Annotated in this window: 15 protein-coding genes; 9 read left to right on the forward strand and 6 right to left on the reverse strand. The window is 32.7% G+C overall.

The features are described 5' to 3' along the window. Positions 1-2: 2 nt before the first annotated feature. A complete protein-coding gene (locus tag ACUUYC_RS01680; protein ID WP_474263147.1) occupies positions 3-1,202 on the reverse strand; it encodes an NADH:ubiquinone reductase (Na(+)-transporting) subunit B in 1,200 nt (399 codons plus the stop codon). Between the two features lie 2 nt (positions 1,203-1,204). Beyond that, positions 1,205-2,554 (reverse strand): Na(+)-translocating NADH-quinone reductase subunit A, encoded by a 1,350-nt coding sequence (locus ACUUYC_RS01685; RefSeq protein ID WP_474263149.1) that lies wholly within the window; start codon positions 2,552-2,554, stop codon positions 1,205-1,207. Between the two features lie 193 nt (positions 2,555-2,747). On the opposite strand from ACUUYC_RS01685, the gene ACUUYC_RS01690 reads away from it, so the two are divergent. The 3 genes from ACUUYC_RS01690 to ACUUYC_RS01700 all read left to right on the forward strand — a co-directional run bounded on the left by ACUUYC_RS01690 (position 2,748) and on the right by ACUUYC_RS01700 (position 6,233). Then, on the forward strand, positions 2,748-4,004 hold the full coding sequence (locus ACUUYC_RS01690) for a type IX secretion system plug protein (protein ID WP_474263573.1): 1,257 nt from the start codon (positions 2,748-2,750) through the stop codon (positions 4,002-4,004). Between the two features lie 119 nt (positions 4,005-4,123). After that, entirely contained in the window at positions 4,124-4,510 is a 387-nt protein-coding gene (apaG, locus tag ACUUYC_RS01695; protein ID WP_046757257.1) for a Co2+/Mg2+ efflux protein ApaG, read from the forward strand. A gap of 232 nt (positions 4,511-4,742) precedes the next feature. After that, positions 4,743-6,233 carry a S41 family peptidase gene (locus ACUUYC_RS01700; RefSeq protein WP_474263151.1) on the forward strand — a complete coding sequence of 497 codons (1,491 nt, stop codon included), beginning with the start codon at positions 4,743-4,745 and terminating at the stop codon, positions 6,231-6,233. Here ACUUYC_RS01700 and ACUUYC_RS01705 read toward each other — a convergent pair whose 3' ends face one another. Next, positions 6,234-7,196: a hypothetical protein gene (locus ACUUYC_RS01705; RefSeq protein WP_474263153.1), complete on the reverse strand. Its 963-nt coding sequence runs from the start codon at positions 7,194-7,196 to the stop codon at positions 6,234-6,236. It abuts the gene before it with no gap. 106 nt (positions 7,197-7,302) lie between these two features. Between ACUUYC_RS01705 and ACUUYC_RS01710 the strand changes: the two genes are divergently transcribed. Next, positions 7,303-7,905 (forward strand): hypothetical protein, encoded by a 603-nt coding sequence (locus ACUUYC_RS01710; protein WP_474263155.1) that lies wholly within the window; start codon positions 7,303-7,305, stop codon positions 7,903-7,905. After that, positions 7,902-8,483 carry a hypothetical protein gene (locus tag ACUUYC_RS01715; RefSeq protein ID WP_474263157.1) on the forward strand — a complete coding sequence of 194 codons (582 nt, stop codon included), beginning with the start codon at positions 7,902-7,904 and terminating at the stop codon, positions 8,481-8,483. Before ACUUYC_RS01710 ends, ACUUYC_RS01715 begins: the two co-directional genes overlap by 4 nt. 21 nt (positions 8,484-8,504) lie before the next feature. On the opposite strand, the gene ACUUYC_RS01720 is transcribed toward ACUUYC_RS01715, so the two are convergent. Next, a complete protein-coding gene (locus tag ACUUYC_RS01720) occupies positions 8,505-9,518 on the reverse strand; it encodes a DUF6695 family protein (RefSeq protein WP_474263159.1) in 1,014 nt (337 codons plus the stop codon). Between the two features lie 370 nt (positions 9,519-9,888). On the opposite strand from ACUUYC_RS01720, the gene pruA reads away from it, so the two are divergent. Together pruA and ACUUYC_RS01730 are read left to right on the forward strand one after the other, a co-directional pair. Continuing rightward, the gene (gene pruA / locus ACUUYC_RS01725; RefSeq protein WP_474263161.1) at positions 9,889-11,514 is read left to right on the forward strand and encodes an L-glutamate gamma-semialdehyde dehydrogenase; all 1,626 of its coding nucleotides are present in this window, start codon (positions 9,889-9,891) and stop codon (positions 11,512-11,514) included. Between the two features lie 169 nt (positions 11,515-11,683). Beyond that, positions 11,684-14,101 (forward strand): T9SS type A sorting domain-containing protein, encoded by a 2,418-nt coding sequence (locus tag ACUUYC_RS01730; protein WP_474263163.1) that lies wholly within the window; start codon positions 11,684-11,686, stop codon positions 14,099-14,101. Positions 14,102-14,184: 83 nt separating this feature from the next. Here the strand turns inward: ACUUYC_RS01730 and ACUUYC_RS01735 are convergent, their stop codons facing one another. Together ACUUYC_RS01735 and ACUUYC_RS01740 are read right to left on the reverse strand one after the other, a co-directional pair. Continuing rightward, entirely contained in the window at positions 14,185-14,337 is a 153-nt protein-coding gene (locus tag ACUUYC_RS01735) for a hypothetical protein (RefSeq protein WP_430409893.1), read from the reverse strand. 167 nt (positions 14,338-14,504) lie between these two features. After that, on the reverse strand, positions 14,505-15,812 hold the full coding sequence (locus ACUUYC_RS01740; RefSeq protein ID WP_474263165.1) for an Omp28-related outer membrane protein: 1,308 nt from the start codon (positions 15,810-15,812) through the stop codon (positions 14,505-14,507). Between the two features lie 228 nt (positions 15,813-16,040). On the opposite strand from ACUUYC_RS01740, the gene ACUUYC_RS01745 reads away from it, so the two are divergent. Beyond that, positions 16,041-16,529 (forward strand): TlpA family protein disulfide reductase, encoded by a 489-nt coding sequence (locus ACUUYC_RS01745; RefSeq protein WP_474263167.1) that lies wholly within the window; start codon positions 16,041-16,043, stop codon positions 16,527-16,529. 53 nt (positions 16,530-16,582) lie between these two features. Further along, positions 16,583-18,286: a DUF6029 family protein gene (locus tag ACUUYC_RS01750; protein WP_474263169.1), complete on the forward strand. Its 1,704-nt coding sequence runs from the start codon at positions 16,583-16,585 to the stop codon at positions 18,284-18,286. Positions 18,287-18,363 lie beyond the last annotated feature (77 nt).

Consider the following 18,363-nt stretch of genomic DNA (forward strand, 5'->3'; position numbering starts at 1 on the left):
CGTTAAGCTGTTTTTACTTTTAGACGTTTCATTCTTTTCTTTACATTTCCTTGAACCACATAATGGTCAATTGTTGGAGCAAATACATTCATTAACAATATTGCTAACATTACTCCTTCTGGATATGCAGGGTTGAATACACGAATCATAATTGATAAGAAACCAATTAAAAATCCGTAAATCCATTTTCCTTTATTAGTTTGTGATGCGGTTACCGGATCAGTTGCCATGAATACAACTCCAAAAGCAAATCCTCCAATAAGTAGATGATGCCAGAATTCAGTATTCATTAATGCATAGAACTTACTTGATTCTCCAATTAATTCTGAAGCGGCTACACCATTAAATATTAATCCCATTACTAAGGCTCCAATTACAGCTGACAGCATAATTCTCCAACTTCCGATTTTGGCAAAAATTAAGAATAATCCTCCTAGTAAAATTAGCAATGTTGATGTTTCTCCTACCGAACCTGGAATAAACCCAAAGAACATGTCAGATACACTATATGCCATTTCTTTTCCTTGTGCTAATGCACCTAAAACAGTTTCTCCTGATATCGCATCTATATTTTGTCCTGCAGCAATCATTTGATCTCTCTCAACAGCTCCATGAATCCAAACTTTATCTCCAGACATCCATGTTGGATATGCAAAGAATAAAAAGGCACGTATTGTTAATGCTGGATTCAAGATGTTCATTCCTGTTCCTCCAAAAACTTCTTTTCCAATAACAACTCCAAAAGCAACTGCTACTGCAAGCATCCAAAGCGGTGTATCAATTGGTACAATTAACGGAACTAACATTCCTGTTACTAAGTATCCTTCTTCTACTTCATGCTTTTTGATTACAGCAAATAAAACTTCAATTGCCAAACCAACTCCATAAGATACTAAGATAAGTGGTAATATTTTTACAATTCCTATCCAAGCTGCATCCCACGATAAGAAGTCTACTGGAGTTCCTAAAGCATTAAAATGCTGGTAACCTGCATTGAATATTCCAAATATTAAACACGGAACCATTGCCATGATTACCGTATTCATTGTACGCTTTAAATCGTCCGCTACTTTAATGTGCGTTCCGTTATGCGTAGTTTCGTTAGGTAAGAATAAAAACGTATGCAATGCACTAAATGCTGGCAACCATTTTTTGTCTTTATTCTTTTGTCTGAAATTATGTAATTTATTTTTTAAGCTCATGGTTATCCTATTTCTTTAAGCATTAAGTCTAAACCTTCTCTTATGATTTTTTGATGTGGCTGTTTTGATACACACACAAATTCTGTCAATGCAAAATCTTCTGGCGCAACTTCGTACATACCTAAAGCTTCCATTTCATCTAAATCTTTATACATACAAGCTTTTAGTATTTGCATTGGATAAATATCTAATGGGAATACTTCTTCGTACGTTCCTGTTGTAACGAATGCACGATGCTCACCGTTTGTATTTGTATTTAAATCGTATTTCTTATTTGGTTTTAACCAAGAAAATGTAAATGCTCTAGACACACTTACTTTATTGAAGATTGGCTTATTCCATCCGAAAAATTCATAATCGTCTCCTTCTGGAATTGCAGTGACTTGATTGTCATAATATCCTAAAGAACCTTCTGCTACTTGTTGCTTACCATTCAATACGTTTCCGCTAATGATTCGCGTATTGTCCGTATTAATATTCCCATCAATTAAATCCTTTATGCTTGAACCAGCAATTGCTGTTACATACTTTGGATTTGTAATTTGAGAACCTGTAATAGCAATTGTTCGTGTTGCGTTGAATTTACCTGTAAGTAATGCTTCTCCAATGATTACTAGATCTGAAGCTGAAACCGTCCAAACAACTTCTCCTTTGTTTACAGGATCAATTTTATTGATGTGCGTACCTACGTTTCCTGAAGGATGCGGTCCTGAAACCGTGTGTGATTGTGTTCCTGCAACATTTGCTAATGGAGAATTTCCTCCTTTTTTAGTTGCTACATGAACATTTCCTTCTGTCAGTTTTGTTAATGCTGTCAATGCCGCTTGTAATTCTGCTTCTTTTCCAGCTAATACGTAATCGTAATTTGGAGCTAACGGAGCACTATTGTGTCCTGAAACAAAAATTGCTTTTGGCGATTTACTTGGATCTGCAATAACATCATATGGACGTTGTTTGATAAATGGCCAACAACCTGCAGCTAGTAAAAACGTTTTCACTTCTTCGCCAGACATTTTTGCAGCATCTTTTTTGCCAAAATCGTGATGTTCTTGAGTTGCTGCTGCTGAAATTTTAATTTCTAAAATTTTTCGCTTTGCGCCTCGAACGATTTCTGCAATTTCTCCGCTTACGGGAGAAGGAAAAAGTAATGCTTCGTCTGATTTGGAATGAAATAGTGCCTCACCGGCTTTAATTTTATGACCAACTTTCACTAACAACTTAGGGATGATTCCGTGAAAATCTTCTGGCTTTATTACATAAACACTACTCGCTTTCGCTGCAATCGTAGTAGTTTCTGCTTCGCCTACAAGCTTAATATCTAAGCCTTTTTTTATGCGAATGTCTTTTGACATAGTTATGGATTTTTTTCTAAAAAACATGCAAATTTAAGCATTTCTAAACTCATCTAAAAACAAGTACTAAACTATAAAATTTATTTATATCTATTCTAAATTAGGATATTCATTCCAGCTTTTCATACCAATATCTATTGAATCTCGTTTAGGCATACAATTTGCATATCTTTGTAAAAACTCAAAATCAATGATGCTTCGTATTTTTTACATTTTTGTTTTTATTGTGAGCCCTTCTTTTTTAATGAATGCTCAAGTTGAACCTTTGAAAGAAGTTGCTCCTCCAAATTTCATTAAAAGTATTATCCTATCAGGATCAAATAATGGCGATCAATTTCCTGTCTTAAAATTAGGCGATCCTTTTAATATTACGTTTGATGATGTTAATGGAGATGAAGCAGATTATTATTATAAAATAGTACATTGTAATTACGATTGGACACCTTCAAACCTTTCTAAAGCTCAGTACATGCGAGGTTTTGACAATCAACGTATCATTAATTATGAAAATTCATTCAATACATTACAATTATTTTCAAATTACAGATTAACAATTCCAAATAGGTTCACGACCCTTTTATTGAACGGAAATTATATGCTTTCTATTTACAATGATGATGACGAATTGATGTTTTCCAGAAAATTTATTGTGTATCAAAACGATGTAAATGTTAGCGCAGCTGTGCATCGTACACGCAACCTCAGCACTATTGAAAAAGACCAATTGATTCAGTTTGAAATCAATTCTCCTAATCTATTTTTACGAAACCCTGAACGCGAAGTAAAAGTAGCGATTTTACAGAATTATCAATGGAACAGAGCTATTATGAATGTAAAACCACAATATACATTAGGCAAAAAATTAATGTATCGTTACAATACGGAAACGAGTTTTCGTGGAGGAAACGAATTCTTCAATTTTGACAATAAAGAAATTAGAGGTGGAAATATTAATATTGCTCGAATTGAATTACGTGATGTATACCACAATTATCTCCATACAAATGGAACTCGCGCAGGTCAACCATACACTTTTAATCCTGATGTAAATGGTAATTTTTTAATAAATACAATTCAAGGTGAAGATCCTTCTATTGAAGCTGACTATGTAATGATGCATTTTTCATTGAATAATTATATGAAGCTTGAAAATAGTAAGATTTATGTGTACGGACGTTTTAATAATTATGCATTGACTGAAGACAATCAACTATTTTACAATGCCGAGACTGATTTGTATGAAGCTGAAATTTTACTCAAACAAGGTTTTTACAATTATAAATATGTTGTCGTAAATGGCAAGAATGAGATAGAGCATGCAAAAATTAGTGGTTCTTATTTTCAAACAGAAAATGATTATTTGATCATTGTATACTTTAGAAAATTTGGACAAGTGTATGATAGTATTATTGGAATTGGAGCTACAAATTCAAGTGTAATTAAGAATTAAACCCTTTTTTATCTTACAAATACGTTAAAATTTCAGTTCGCTTTTAGAAAATGATTATAAAATTCGTATTTTTGAGTGTATTGCTTTAAAATCACTATTTGTAATTACCCTTTAACCAAATGATTCAACAAGTAACCAGAGGTATAAAAATTTCAGTAGAAACTAGCTTTGAAGGCACTTTCTACAAAAACTACAAAATGCATTTCGCATTTGGTTACGAAATCACGATCGAAAATCAAAGTAAAGATTCTGTCCAATTAACCTCAAGACATTGGCAAATTTTTGATGCTTTAAATAGCATTGAAATTGTTGATGGCGAAGGTGTTATAGGGAAAAAACCAGTTTTAAAACCTGGAGAATCGCACACCTATCAATCTGGCTGTTTACTTTCTTCTCCTATTGGAGCTATGCGCGGACATTATAATATGGTCAATTTCACAACGACAAAAAAGTTTAGAGTTGTGATTCCTACGTTTAAATTGAGTGCACCTTTTGCATTGAACTAATCTTAAGTTAATATTTATAGATCGTTTTTTAAATTTTGTTATGCTGCATTTTTAAAATGGTAGCATTAACCTTGCATTAACTTAAAAAATTCATAAAATTCTGATAAACAAAATTTTACGAATCTTTCATTTTTCAAATCAACTCACCTCAATTAGCATTAACTCTTCTTTAACCAAGGCTTAACTGTATGTGTACTTTTTTAGTATCAATTTTGTACACACAAAGCTTCACATGATGAATTATATAAAATTACTTTCAATCGTTCTCTTATTAGTTTCTTGCAACTCAGCAAATAAAGAAACTGGTAATAATCAATCAGGTTTACTTACTCAAAAAGAAATGCTTGAAGATTATAATTTACTGACTTCTATTTACACAAATGCCAATGCTGGATTGTATAAATATCATACAAAAGCAGAAATTGATAGCGTATTTACTTCTAATAAAAAGTTACTTATCGAAAAATTATCTTACCGTGAATTTTACAACATTCTATGGAACGTAATCGATTATACTGGTAGTTGCCATAATAGTTTGAAGTATCCTGATTCTTTAGATGAAAATTTAAGCAAGGAAAAAATATATTTCCCAATACCATTAAAATATATTAATGACAAGCTTTATACAAATCTTGATTATAAAGGAATTCCTATTGGCAGTGAACTAATTTCAGTGAATACTATTTCTGGAAATCAATTTTCAAGTCTTATCTCAAAATATGTCAGTACAGACGGTTTCAACACAACAGGAAAGTATGCCAGTATTGAAACAGATTGGCTTCCATTCTATATTTATTTAGCATTAGGGAAGCAAAATAATTTCGATTTAAAGTACAAAGTGAAAAACTCAGATAAAATTCAAGAGTTAAAAATAGAAAGTATTACGTATAAAGATTTTTACAAAAATTATAAAAACCGATTTTCAAAAAAGTATGAGGAACTAAAGGATGAAAATTACACCTATAAATATATTGATAGCATACATACTGGGATTTTGGAAATTCCCACTTTTGCAATTGGCGGACCAAAATCTGAAGGTCATAAAAAGTATGCTCATTTTTTAGATTCAATTTTTACACAATTAAAAACAAATAATATTCCAAACTTAATTGTAGATATTCGCGGAAATGGCGGTGGAAATGATCCTAACGATTTGCTTTTATATTCGTATTTAACAAAAAGAAGTTTTAAAGAAAACACTACTGCTTTTACACTCTTCCAAAAGGTTCCAAATCAAGAACATTATATATATGACGATATTGAAGAATTAGCTGATGAACTAAAAGAAGAACATTCAATTTTTATAGACTCTAAATATTATCAAAATACTACATTCAATAGCATTTGGAATCCTAACAAAAATGCTTTCAACGGGAAAATAACAGTGCTCATTGATCCGTTCGTGGCTTCCGCAGGTTCATTATTTGCTAGCTTATTAAAAAGTGATGGAAATGCAATAATTATTGGCGAAGAAACTTTGGGCGGATATTATGGACACACAGGACATATTCCTGTAACATATCAGTTACCAAACTCTAAATTAGATCTAACTTTTTCAATCGTTGATATAGCGCAAGATGTAAAACAGCTCGCAGATCAAAAATATGGAGACGGAGTTAAGCCAGATTTCAGAGTTGTCCAAACCCATCAAGATTTTTTGAATTATAAGGATACTCAACTAAATTTTGCTATTGAAAAAATAAGTTTAGAATCTCACAAATAATCATTCAAAATCTAACACGTTCTCTGCATCAATTAGGTATTTTAAAGCATCAATTTTTTTATACATTTTGCTAAAAAAAATACGTTGCTCCTTTTTTCCTGCACTCGATAATAGTTTTGAATTTCGCATTTGTCGCTGTAAATGCTGATCAACTTGCGTTAATGTTTTCGTATCACTTGTTTTGTAATAAGATAGAATTGTATACGGAACAAATAAGGTTTTTATGATTGGCGTTTTCACCAAAACCGTATTATTCATTAAGAGCAATTCATTATAAAACAATTGATATTGCTCATCATTGGCAACTTTATCTTCTATCATTTCTACCAACTTTTTTAAATCATCACACAATGTAATTGCCATTTCATCTGTTAGCAATGTTGATTTATAGTAGAAATGAATTTGTTTTAGCGTACTATTGATTGTAGTAATATCCCAAATCTCAGTTACTTTTAGATTTGCATACAATTCGCCCAAGCGAGAAGCCGCCGCAACTAAAGAAACGGAAGGTGCAAAATTTTCAAAAGCAATACCATTATTTTCTTCACTTAATAATTGCAACCAAACATACATTTTGAAACGTGATAACACATTATCTGAAGCTGTGTAAAATATTGGCAAATCTTTGGCTGAATAGATGATTTCTGAATTTTTCATTGCCAAAATTTGCTTCAAGTTATCATGAGAAGCTTTAAAATAAACTTCTAAATCTTCTTGCGATTTGATGATTTGTGTTTTTTCAACTGCAACAACATTCTGAAAACCAATTGCATACAGCTGATCTATAGACATATTAAAATGACGTGATAGTTTGACAGCTTCTTCTAAAGATAGCTTGCTTTTTAAGCTTGTACGTCTGTGTGCTGCATCATAACTGATATCTAATACTTCCGCAACTGTATCAATTAAGGAAGTATTTTCAGGCAATACTTCTTTTATTTTAGATAGAAAAAAATCTTGCATCTCATTTGTGATTTTCACAAAAATAAATATTCCCAATTGCTATTCCTACGATTCATCTTGTAATTATTGCAATACTTTTGAAATAAACATTAAAACATCAGTTACCATGAAACACACACACTACATACTTGTAGCGCTTGTCGGAATTTTAAGTTTATCAAGTTGTGCTTCGTTTTCGAATAAAATCACTCGCGATCAAACAAAAAAATTAACTAAAGAGAACGTCCAAAATATTGAAGGAACCTACGAAATTGAATGTTATGATTCCTATTTCAAAATGCGAAGTGGTCCAGAGATTATTCAATACGACAAACCAAATACAGGCACTACCATAAACCGCTTTACAAATACATCTTATATTGATTCAATTATCGTAAAAAAACTTGTTGTGGATATTAAACTTATATCCAACACAGAAATTAAATTCACATATCGTAATGAAGATAGAATAATTAAAGAGACAATTTTAAGAATGAAAATTCGAAGAAATGGCATGCTTCATTTAAAAAATCGAAAAACTGAAATCATGGGAGTTCCGCTTATTTTCGGGAATATACAAATCAATAAATCTAGAATTGGAATTAGCAAAAATAACGATCTCGTCATTCATAATATTCATCACATTACTGGTGGCGCATTAATTATTTTGTCTGATTCTAGAAATCATAATACTACATTTTATTTTAAACGAATACATACTTCATCATGAAAAAATTACACAAAATAATTCTCGCATTATTAGTGATTAGCCTCACGAGTTGCGCTTCGTATTCAAACAAAATTTCAAAAGATCAGCAATCTGAATTAACGAAAAACAATATTCATTCTATTGAAGGAATTTACGAATTTGAAGCATTCGAATCTTTTGTATCAAAAGGTGGCGATGTATACGAAATTGACAATGACATTGAATATCCCGACCATTACATTTTAGGAACTAGATTGGAGTTAAATCCTGCTGATGTTACCATGGCAGTAAAAATTGTATCAAAAAACAAAGTTTCATTTACGTTTAAACGCAAGAATACATTTCTTTTTGAAAGAACCATTAAAATGAAATTAAGACCCAACGGATTTATTCACTTAAAGAATAAGCATGTAAAAGTTATAGGAGTTCCGTTACTTTTTGGTGGCGTTGAAAGTAAAAAAATGCGTATCGGAACCTCTGAAAACGGAGATCTTCTACTACATTACGCATATGATATTTTTGGATCGTTCATCTTTTTTTCATCAGGCACAAGATACAATCGCACACATTATTACAAAAAAATAAATCCGCCATTATAAAACATATTCAAGCGATTTAAGCTATTCAATGGATAGCTTGTAATCTTCTTGAAAACTAAAGTAATATATAGTGTCATCTTGCAGAATATTGCAGTAAGAACAGTTAGAGTCATGAATAAATTGATACGGTTTTTCAAGATCAAATCTTGGATCACTAACCTTAAAAATTCCATCAACATCCACGTGAGCATTCGGAGAAATTCTTCGAATTCTATAACAATAAGTAACCGCTGGAAGTTTCTCTATTTCAAACCAAACTCCTGATCCTATTCCAGACAACCATTGTGCATTTTCAGATATGTTGCTAATTGATTTAGGAGTTAGCGTTCCTTCTAAATTTGCTTGATGATTTTTTAATCGATCAGAAAAACAACGCACTGTTTCTTTCCGAGAAGTTGATGTAAATTTGCTAACAGTATCGTCAACAACTTCATATACCTGTTCTGTTGTGCTTGCCAATATTACATTCTCAACGGTGCTTGGCGTAAACCATGTTGATTTTTTCAATCGTTTTTTTACTTTCAGATTGGTCACAGATTCAATGAGTGTATCTGTTACAAATCGAGCACAATTAGATGCATTTTTCAAAAAAGCCGCATACGTTGTTGATCCTTGCCTTAGGCAAAAATCGATATAGTTTCGTGCTTTTGTGTAATCCACTTGATCGCATACCGAAGCAATCATTTTTCCTTCTCCATGTGTTAAATGCGGATTGTTCCCAAGAAATAACAACAATTCGTCTAAGTTGACAATTTTACCATTGCGTACAATTGCTTTTAGTGGGAAATCGAGCTCACGATCTCGCTCTTTAGACCGAACACGTCCGTAAGATAATTTAGTAACATACCGTCCATAATCATGATAATCAATAGTTCCTGTTGATTTTTCTATCAACACTAATGCCGCATGTCCTGCACGAATATAATTCTTCTTACCGATTCCGATAAATCTAAGAAATGGCGAATACCATTCTTCTGCAGTTCTTACAATAGTATCAGGATACGCTAATATTAATATAGTACCAGTATTACTCATGCACAGTTTCTAGTAAATTTAAAGATATTACACTTTTTCAGATAAATCATTTTTGCTCTGAACATTTCATAAGTAGCAGGCAAATTTGTAGCATGTGTTAGCGATTCTTCTAAATTTGAAGTCAATATAAACTCTTGATTTCCTTTATAAATAAAACCTACTGTACACATAGAAAACTTTGTCTAACTTTAGATGAACAACTTACAAAAATTTTCTGTAGTTGTGGTGTAATAATACAAATGTATGTTTTTTAATAAAAAACGACCAACACAAGGTAATTATAACAAAAAATGAACTGCTTTTTACGGTACTTTTTTTTGTATCTTTGCAACCTAAATTTTTAATCAATACACAATTAAATATATCACCTATGGGAAAAGGATTTTTTCAAGTTCCGACTGCTATAAATGAGACTGTAAAATCATATGCACCAGGAACACCAGAAAGAGCTGCTGTGACTGCACAATATGATACTTATTTTAATGGAAACGTAGATGTTCCTATGTACATTGGTAGTGAAGAAGTAAAAACTGGAAACACCAGAACAATGACACCTCCACACGATCATAAACATGTTGTAGGAACGTATCATTTAGCAGAAAAGAAGCATGTAACTCAGGCTATTGAAACTGCTTTAGAAGCTAGAGAAAAGTGGGCACAATTAACGTGGGAACAACGTGCAGCTATCTTTTTAAAAGCTGCTGAATTGATCGCTGGACCTTACAGAGCAAAAATTAATGCTGCTACTATGATTGCACAATCTAAAACTGTGCAACAAGCAGAAATTGATGCTGCTTGTGAGTTGATTGACTTTTTACGTTTTAACGTAGAATTTATGTCTCAAATTTATGAAGAGCAACCAGATTCAGCAGAAGGTATTTGGAATCGTGTTGAATACAGACCATTAGAAGGTTTTGTATATGCTATTACACCATTTAACTTTACTGCAATTGCAGCTAATTTACCAGCAAGTGCTGCAATGATGGGGAATACTGTTGTTTGGAAACCAAGTGATAGTCAAATTTTCTCTGCAAAAGTGATTGTAGATATTTTCAAAGAAGCTGGTGTGCCAGATGGAGTAATTAATGTTGTCTATGGTGATCCAGTAATGATTACTGATACAGTTTTAGAAAGTCCTGATTTTGCAGGAGTTCACTTTACAGGTTCTACACATGTATTTAAAGAGCTTTGGAAAAAGATTGGAAACAACATTCATACTTATAAAACCTATCCAAAAATTGTTGGGGAAACTGGTGGAAAAGATTTCATCATTGCACATCCAAGTGCAAATCCTAAACAAGTTGCTACAGGAATTACACGTGGCGCTTTTGAATTCCAAGGACAAAAATGTAGTGCAGCTTCAAGAGCATATTTACCAAAATCAATGGCTGATGAAGTACTAAACTATGTAAAAGAAGATATGGCCACTTTCAAAATGGGTTCACCTGCTGATTTAGGAAACTATATTACAGCAGTAATTCATGAAGGTTCATTTGACAAATTGGCAAAATATATTGATCAAGCGAAAGCTGATGCAAACGCAGAAGTTATTGCTGGTGGAAATTATGATAAATCGAAAGGATACTTTATTGAACCAACGCTAATTGTTGCTAAAGATCCAAAGTATACAACAATGGAAACAGAGTTATTTGGACCTGTTATGACTGTTTATGTATATGAAGATGCTGATTGGTCAGAAACATTAAAGCTAGTTGATGAAACTTCTGAGTATGCATTAACAGGAGCAGTTTTCTCTAGAGATCGTTATGCAGTTGATGAAGCTACGAAAGCATTAGAAAACTGTGCTGGAAACTTCTATATTAATGACAAGCCAACTGGAGCTGTTGTAGGACAACAACCATTTGGAGGTGCAAGAGCATCTGGAACAAATGACAAAGCTGGTTCTGCACAAAACTTACTTCGTTGGGTTTCTCCACGTTTAATTAAAGAAACGTTTGTTACACCAATAGATTACAGATATCCATTCTTAGGATAAGAATTATAAATATATTAGTGGAAAAGCTGAAGGTAACTCTTCAGCTTTTTTTATTATAACCTCTCACCTATTTTATTAATTTTCAACATTTAAGGGTTTAAAAATTCATATTTAACAATAAATATGTTAATTTTCTATGTTTTTTCAAAAAACCCCTAAATTATAACACATGAAGTTGAAATTATTTTTATTTCTATTTCCGCTATGTCTTTTTGCGCAAATAAATACGAATTATGTCGAATTAAGTTCTATTCCTAAACAAACCGAAACACTTGTATTGGAAACGGCTCCATTTTCTATTCTGAAAAATCATTCTGAATACAATAGCATGTATAGCTTACTGCAAGCTTCAAAAGAATTAACGCATGCTGGGAAAACAACTCCTTTTCTTTCTATTGAAAATAACATGAGAGTTACTTCATATAATGAAACCATAAAAATTGGAGGAATTTATGCTGAATATGAAATCATCAATCCAGAAGCTGCTGTTAATGGTGATATCATTCTAGAAGACAATACATATAAAGTTCATCAAAATGCCGTAACAACTATTTTTATTCAAAAAGAAGAATTGATCATTGCGCCTTTGAGCGTTCACAAACATGGATTGCAAACTTCTTTTTATGTAGATCGTTCATTATTTAACGCTGATGCGGAAACAAACATTGCGCAATTTTTTATTGATTTTGATACTGGTGATGGTTTCACTCAAGTGAACTTTGATCTACCAATTCCCATAAACTATACAACTTCTGGAAAGAAACAATTGACTTTTAAAGTACGACTGGCTTCTGGTGAAGAGAAAATTACCTCATCACATATTATCATTCACGGTCGTCCACAAACAGAAGATCAAGAGAATCCTCAATCAATTACTGCCTCTATAAGTCCTGATTTATCGATTTATTCTGGTGCTACAAGTTTTGCGGGTATGGGAGAATACCAAGTCTTTTTAGGCGCAAACAATACTGACATAGTCAAACCTATTATTGTTATTGATGGCTTTGATCCAAGTGATACACGTGATATTAATTCTGTTTACGACTTACTGACGTATACTGACAACAATGGAATGACACAAAATTTAGCAGATCGTATTAGAGCAGAAGAAGATTTTGACATTATCATCTTAAACTTACCACAATATCTACGGTTAGCTGATAACTCATTAATATTACTGAGTCAAGTAATGGATACTAATAATGATATGATTATTGATGAAAATGATTATCCCGCAGGAAGTACTTTAGTTGATGGCGGTGCCGATTATATAGAACGTAACGCAATGATTTTAGTAGAACTCATCAATACCATAAATAGTCAAAAAGTAGGGAACGAAGAAAACGTTATTATTGGCCCAAGTATGGGCGGATTGATTTCAAGGTATGCTTTAAACTATATGGAAAGTCAACCTTCACAAAATCATGATACACGCTTATGGATTTCTTTTGACTCACCACATTTAGGGGCGAATGTTCCTATTGGATTTCAACACTTATTCAACTATCTCGCATACGGATTAGATACTTGGGTTGGGGATTTTAGCGTAGAATCTTTACGTCCAATTGTAGATGGAATGCTTAAGTCTCCTGCTGCTAGACAGATGTTAACAGATCACATGGAAGCACATTTACAAAGCGGGCAAATTGCAGAGTTTGATAATAGTATTGTATTACCAACTGCTCATTCTTTTAAGGACTTATTTTTTAATAGACTTAACGGTTTAACAACTTCAGGATTCCCTGAAAACCTAAGAAAAGTTTCTATCATAAATGGAAGTGGAAATAGCGCTCCATATCAAGATAAAAACGGAGGGAATATATTGCCCGGAAGACAAGTATTAGACATCACTATTAATGACGTAGCTTTCTTAACAGATGCGCATTTAAAAGTTTGGTATACACATGCCGCCAATGTAACAGATGAAGTTAGTAATATATGGATTGATGCGCCTTTTTTATGTTTTTGTGATATTAATGCAAATGCAGATTCTCGCTCTTACAGTTATTCTAATGGAATTGATGCCGCAATGGGCGGATTGTTTGATTTAGGTGCGTTATCTGGAAGTTTTGCTGGCGGTGATCCAACTATAGATGCATTTTTCGCGGGATTACAAACAGATTACTTCAACTTTATTCCAACAATAAGTGGCATGGCGCTAAAAAACCAAAATGATTGGTATGCGACTCCAGACCCAAATAATGGAACTACTGCAAACGAATCTCCTTTTGATGCTTGGTATATGCCACCAACAAATGAAGGACATGTTATTCTTACTGATCCAAACGTACAATTTGCTTGGAATGAAATTGTTTCTTCTACATTAAGTATTCCATCAAATATTGAAAATAACACAATACAATTAGCAGAAAACCCAATTAAAAATGAATTGAAATTAATCGTTCAGAAACCGATTAATGAACTTAGTATTTCAATCTATGATATTTCAGGAAGAGTCGTTTTAAACACAAAAAAGACTGCATTGCAATCAACATTAAATCTTCCTATTTCACTTCAAGCTGGAATGTATATGTTACAGTTGAAATACGATAATAACATTCAAACAGAAAAAGTAATCATTAAATAAATATAAAAAGCCAGTATTATAAAAGTACTGGCTTTTCTATTCTTTATATTATTGTTATTTATGGTTAAAATCAGTTTACAGATTTAACATGGTCCAAAAAAAGTACAACACACATAGTATCCATCTTCATCTTGATGCCATAAATCACTAAGCGCTCCTCCTTTTAATTCTTCAACTTTAAAAGTTGAAACTACTTTTTTGTTTAAGCTAATTTTCTTTAAATTTCTTTTTTTCATGATATGTATTTTTTGATTTATACCTAAAAATACATACTCATAATCATTTTTCGGTACGGTTTTACCATAAGAAGTTAATAGTCAATAGTGGGTAACAAAAAAAAGCGACTCAATTGAGTCGCTTTTTATATTTAAGAATTTAAAAAAATTCCCGCTAATTATAATTATTAGGTTCCGCTATAGTCTTTATCTACTCCTACATGCGCACCATTCACATTAAGTACTTTATCATCTGGTCCTACAATTAAAACCAAAATAGACATTTTACTAGAATTGTTTACTGTATTTGGAACAGTAAGCGTAAATACATCTTCGTTCTTTGAGCTAGCACCTGTATTTGCAATAGCATCTCCTAAAACATTCGTAACTGAATGTCTTAAAGTATGATTGTGCTCAAATTGTGGAATTGGATCTGCTGAGTCATAATAACTTGTATAGTTTGCTTGAGAAGCAACAATTCCGTCTTCAAGAATCATTACTACTAATTTAGCTCCTGGTGTACTCTGTGAAAATGCAGAACTTACATATATGTTTAATTCATTTCCTGTTAATAAAGAGTTTATAGACAAACCTGAAGTTGTATATCCTGTAGCTAAAGCTGTAGCTTGCGCAACATTACTTGGCTCTGGATACGTCCAATCAACATCTCTATTTAATACTGCAGTAGGATATCCTGAAGTTACATAGATATTATCTAAAGTAGCACCATAAGGATTCTCCATTGGGTCACCACTATGTACAGCATTAACAAATACCTTATCAGACTGAGCTTCAACAAGCTCAATAGCATATGCTACTCTTGGACACCATCCACACCATGTTCCAGTGTAATCTTCAATTAATGCGTTTTTAACAAATGATGCTGGCGCAGTTTCATCTGTTACAGGAAGCATAAATGCATCTGATGTTACGTCATCTTTTGTAGCGACTGCCGTAATATCTCCTAATGTAGTAACCATAAATCTACTTCCAGTAATTGGAGTTCCATTTACTGAAATATTAGTATCGTCAGTAATAGTATATTCATTTCCTAACGCATCAGTTCCGATTACGATAAAGTCAGCAGTATCTCCTACTTTTAAACTTGTAACAGCACTTTCAACACGTAATGCAGTAATTGGTCCCGCAGTTACTTCAACAAAAAGTTGAGTACTCGTTAATTGCTCATACGTAGCTTTAATTGTATACGTACCTGGTGCATCTGGCGTATAAGAAGCGCCTGTAATACCAGCATTGTTAACTAAAATAGTAGAACTTGATGTAACATTAGTTCCATCATTTCCAGTTACAGTAAATGTAATTGGATTTCCAACTTCAACTGAATTGCTACTTGAAGCAACCGTTATTGAAGTAATCGCAGTACTTCCGCCTGGATCTGTAGTTGTTCCTCCGTCACCATCTGAATCGCTACCACATGAGTATGCAAATAGCGCTGCAACAGCAACTAAACACTTTAAAATGTTTTTTGTTTTCATAAGATTTTTTTTGTTTATAAAGTTTGGTTTTGGTGTAATAGGGGACTAATTTATATTAAATTTTTGTTAAAAAAAAGAAAAATCTAATAAACAGTAAACCAAACAAATAGCCTAGTACACATATAGAGAATGTGTAGAAAATGCTAAAAACGAATTATTTTATTTTTCTTGCTTTTTTAACGTCAGCTTTTATATATTTACGGCAATCTCACTATTAAACTAGATATTATGAAGTCAATTATGAGTATTGTTGTTGTATTCCTATTATGCACAATACAAGCAAATGCACAGAAAAAAATTCCGAATATTACCGTAAAAAAGTTAAACGGAACTTCAATTTCAATGGACGAAATCACCAAAGGAGAAGGTGTTAAAATAATTAGCTTTTGGGCTACTTGGTGTGTACCATGTATTAATGAACTTGATGCAATTAGTGACGTATATGACGATTGGAAAGATGAAACAAATGTTGAATTGATTGCAATCGCTACAGATGATGCTAGAACTAAAAAAAGAATTAAACCATTAATTAACGGTAAAGGCTGGGAATACAATATCCTTTTAGATGGAAATCAAGATTTACAACGATCATTAAACATCTCAGTTATTCCACATGTAATAGTTATTAAAGATGGTAAAATTGTTTGGCGTCACACAGGATATCAACCTGGCGCAGAAGATGAACTATATGATGTAGTTAAGAAAAACGCCAAGTAAAACTGACACTGGCTTAACGAACCAACCAAAATTAAACTAACTAACACTATTACATGAAAAAATTACTATATCTCTCTTTTGCATTGGCATTTTCTGTTGCGTTTGCACAAGATCAGGAAGAAGAAAAAAAGAAAGATTGGGGAACACTCTCTGGTGGATTTGAATCAAATGTACAATGGTATAATGACGATACACAACTGGGACCTTTTACAGATCCACTTTTACAACCTGGTGAGCCAGACGAACATTTAAGATCTAACAATTATTTAAAATTAGATTACAACTACGGAAATTGGTTCGCAGGAATTCAAGTAGAAGCATATCTTCCAAAACCGCTATTGAATTACTCTCCAAAACTAGATGATACTGGCATTGCAACATATTATGCAATGTATAAATCAAGAAAACTTGAAGTAACTGCTGGTTATTTTTATGAGCAATTTGGAAGTGGACTTATTTTAAGAGGCTGGGAAAATAGACCTTTAGGTATCAACAATTCCTTTAGAGGAGGAAGAGTTAAATATGAACCATCAAACTCGCTAGCATTCACAGCAATGTATGCAAAACAGCGTGATGGGTTTAAAGTTTCTGATGGAGAAATTTTTGGATTTAACTCAGAAATTGATTTAACAAAAGCATTAAGCTTAGATACTTCAACACTTTCCGCTGGATTCAGTTATGTTGGAAGAAAACAAGATATTCCACAAGAATTTCAAAATACTGGTTTTGATGAAATGACAAATGCATTTTCTGCAAGACTAGATTATTCAGGAAGTTCTTTCTATTCAGGAGTCGAATATATTACTAAAGGAAAAGATGCCGTTGTAAATTCACAACGATATATTGAAAATTTCGTAGAAAAAGGAGGCGCACTTTTAGTAAACGCTGGATATTCTCAAAAAGGATTGGGAATTGACGCTACTTTTAGAAGATTAGAAAACATGACCTTCTTTTCAGAAAGAGAAGCTTCAGGTAATGTATTCAATGAAAATATTATGAACTATTTACCTGGTTTAACAAAACAGCACGATTATTCATTGACAAACATTTATGTGTATCAAGCGCAAGCTGCAATCTCTGTTCCTGACCCAACACTAAACAAGTTTGGAGAAATTGGTGGACAAATAGATATGTTTTACAACTTCAAAAAAGGAAGTACACTAGGAGGTAAATACGGAACTAAAATTGCTGTTAATGCTTCATACTGGGCTGGATTAAAAGGAGACTTTGATTTTACAGATAGAGATGCTGAAGTAGAATATTTTGGCTTTGGAAAAAAATACTTCTCAGAATTTAGTATGGAAGTTCGAAAAAAATGGAATAAAAAATGGCAAAGTATCTTTTACTATGTAAATCAATATTACAACCAACGCTTTATTAATGATGAACGCGGTATTGTAAACTCAAATATTGCTGTTGCTGAAGCTATTTATAAAATAAACTCAAAAAGATCAGTTCGACTTGAATTACAACATTTATGGACTCCAGATGATGACAAAAACTGGGCAGGAGCTACAGTAGAATTCAACGTAACACCAAGATTATCATTTTACGCAACTGATATTTACAACTACGGAAATGATGTAGAAGATGAACAAATTCACTATTACAATGTAGGAGGAAGTTATGCAAGAGGTGCATCAAGAATTGCACTAAATTACGGAAGACAACGTGGTGGACTTGTATGTGTTGGAGGTGTTTGTCGATTTGTACCACAAAGTACAGGTTTGACCGTAAATCTTACCACAGCATTTTAAAAAAGAAATAAAGACTCTCAATAACCAAACCAACCAACTAAACACGAAAAAGCCCTTGCTAAATTTTTGCAAGGGCT

The organism is Kordia sp. E (genome assembly GCF_056033805.1).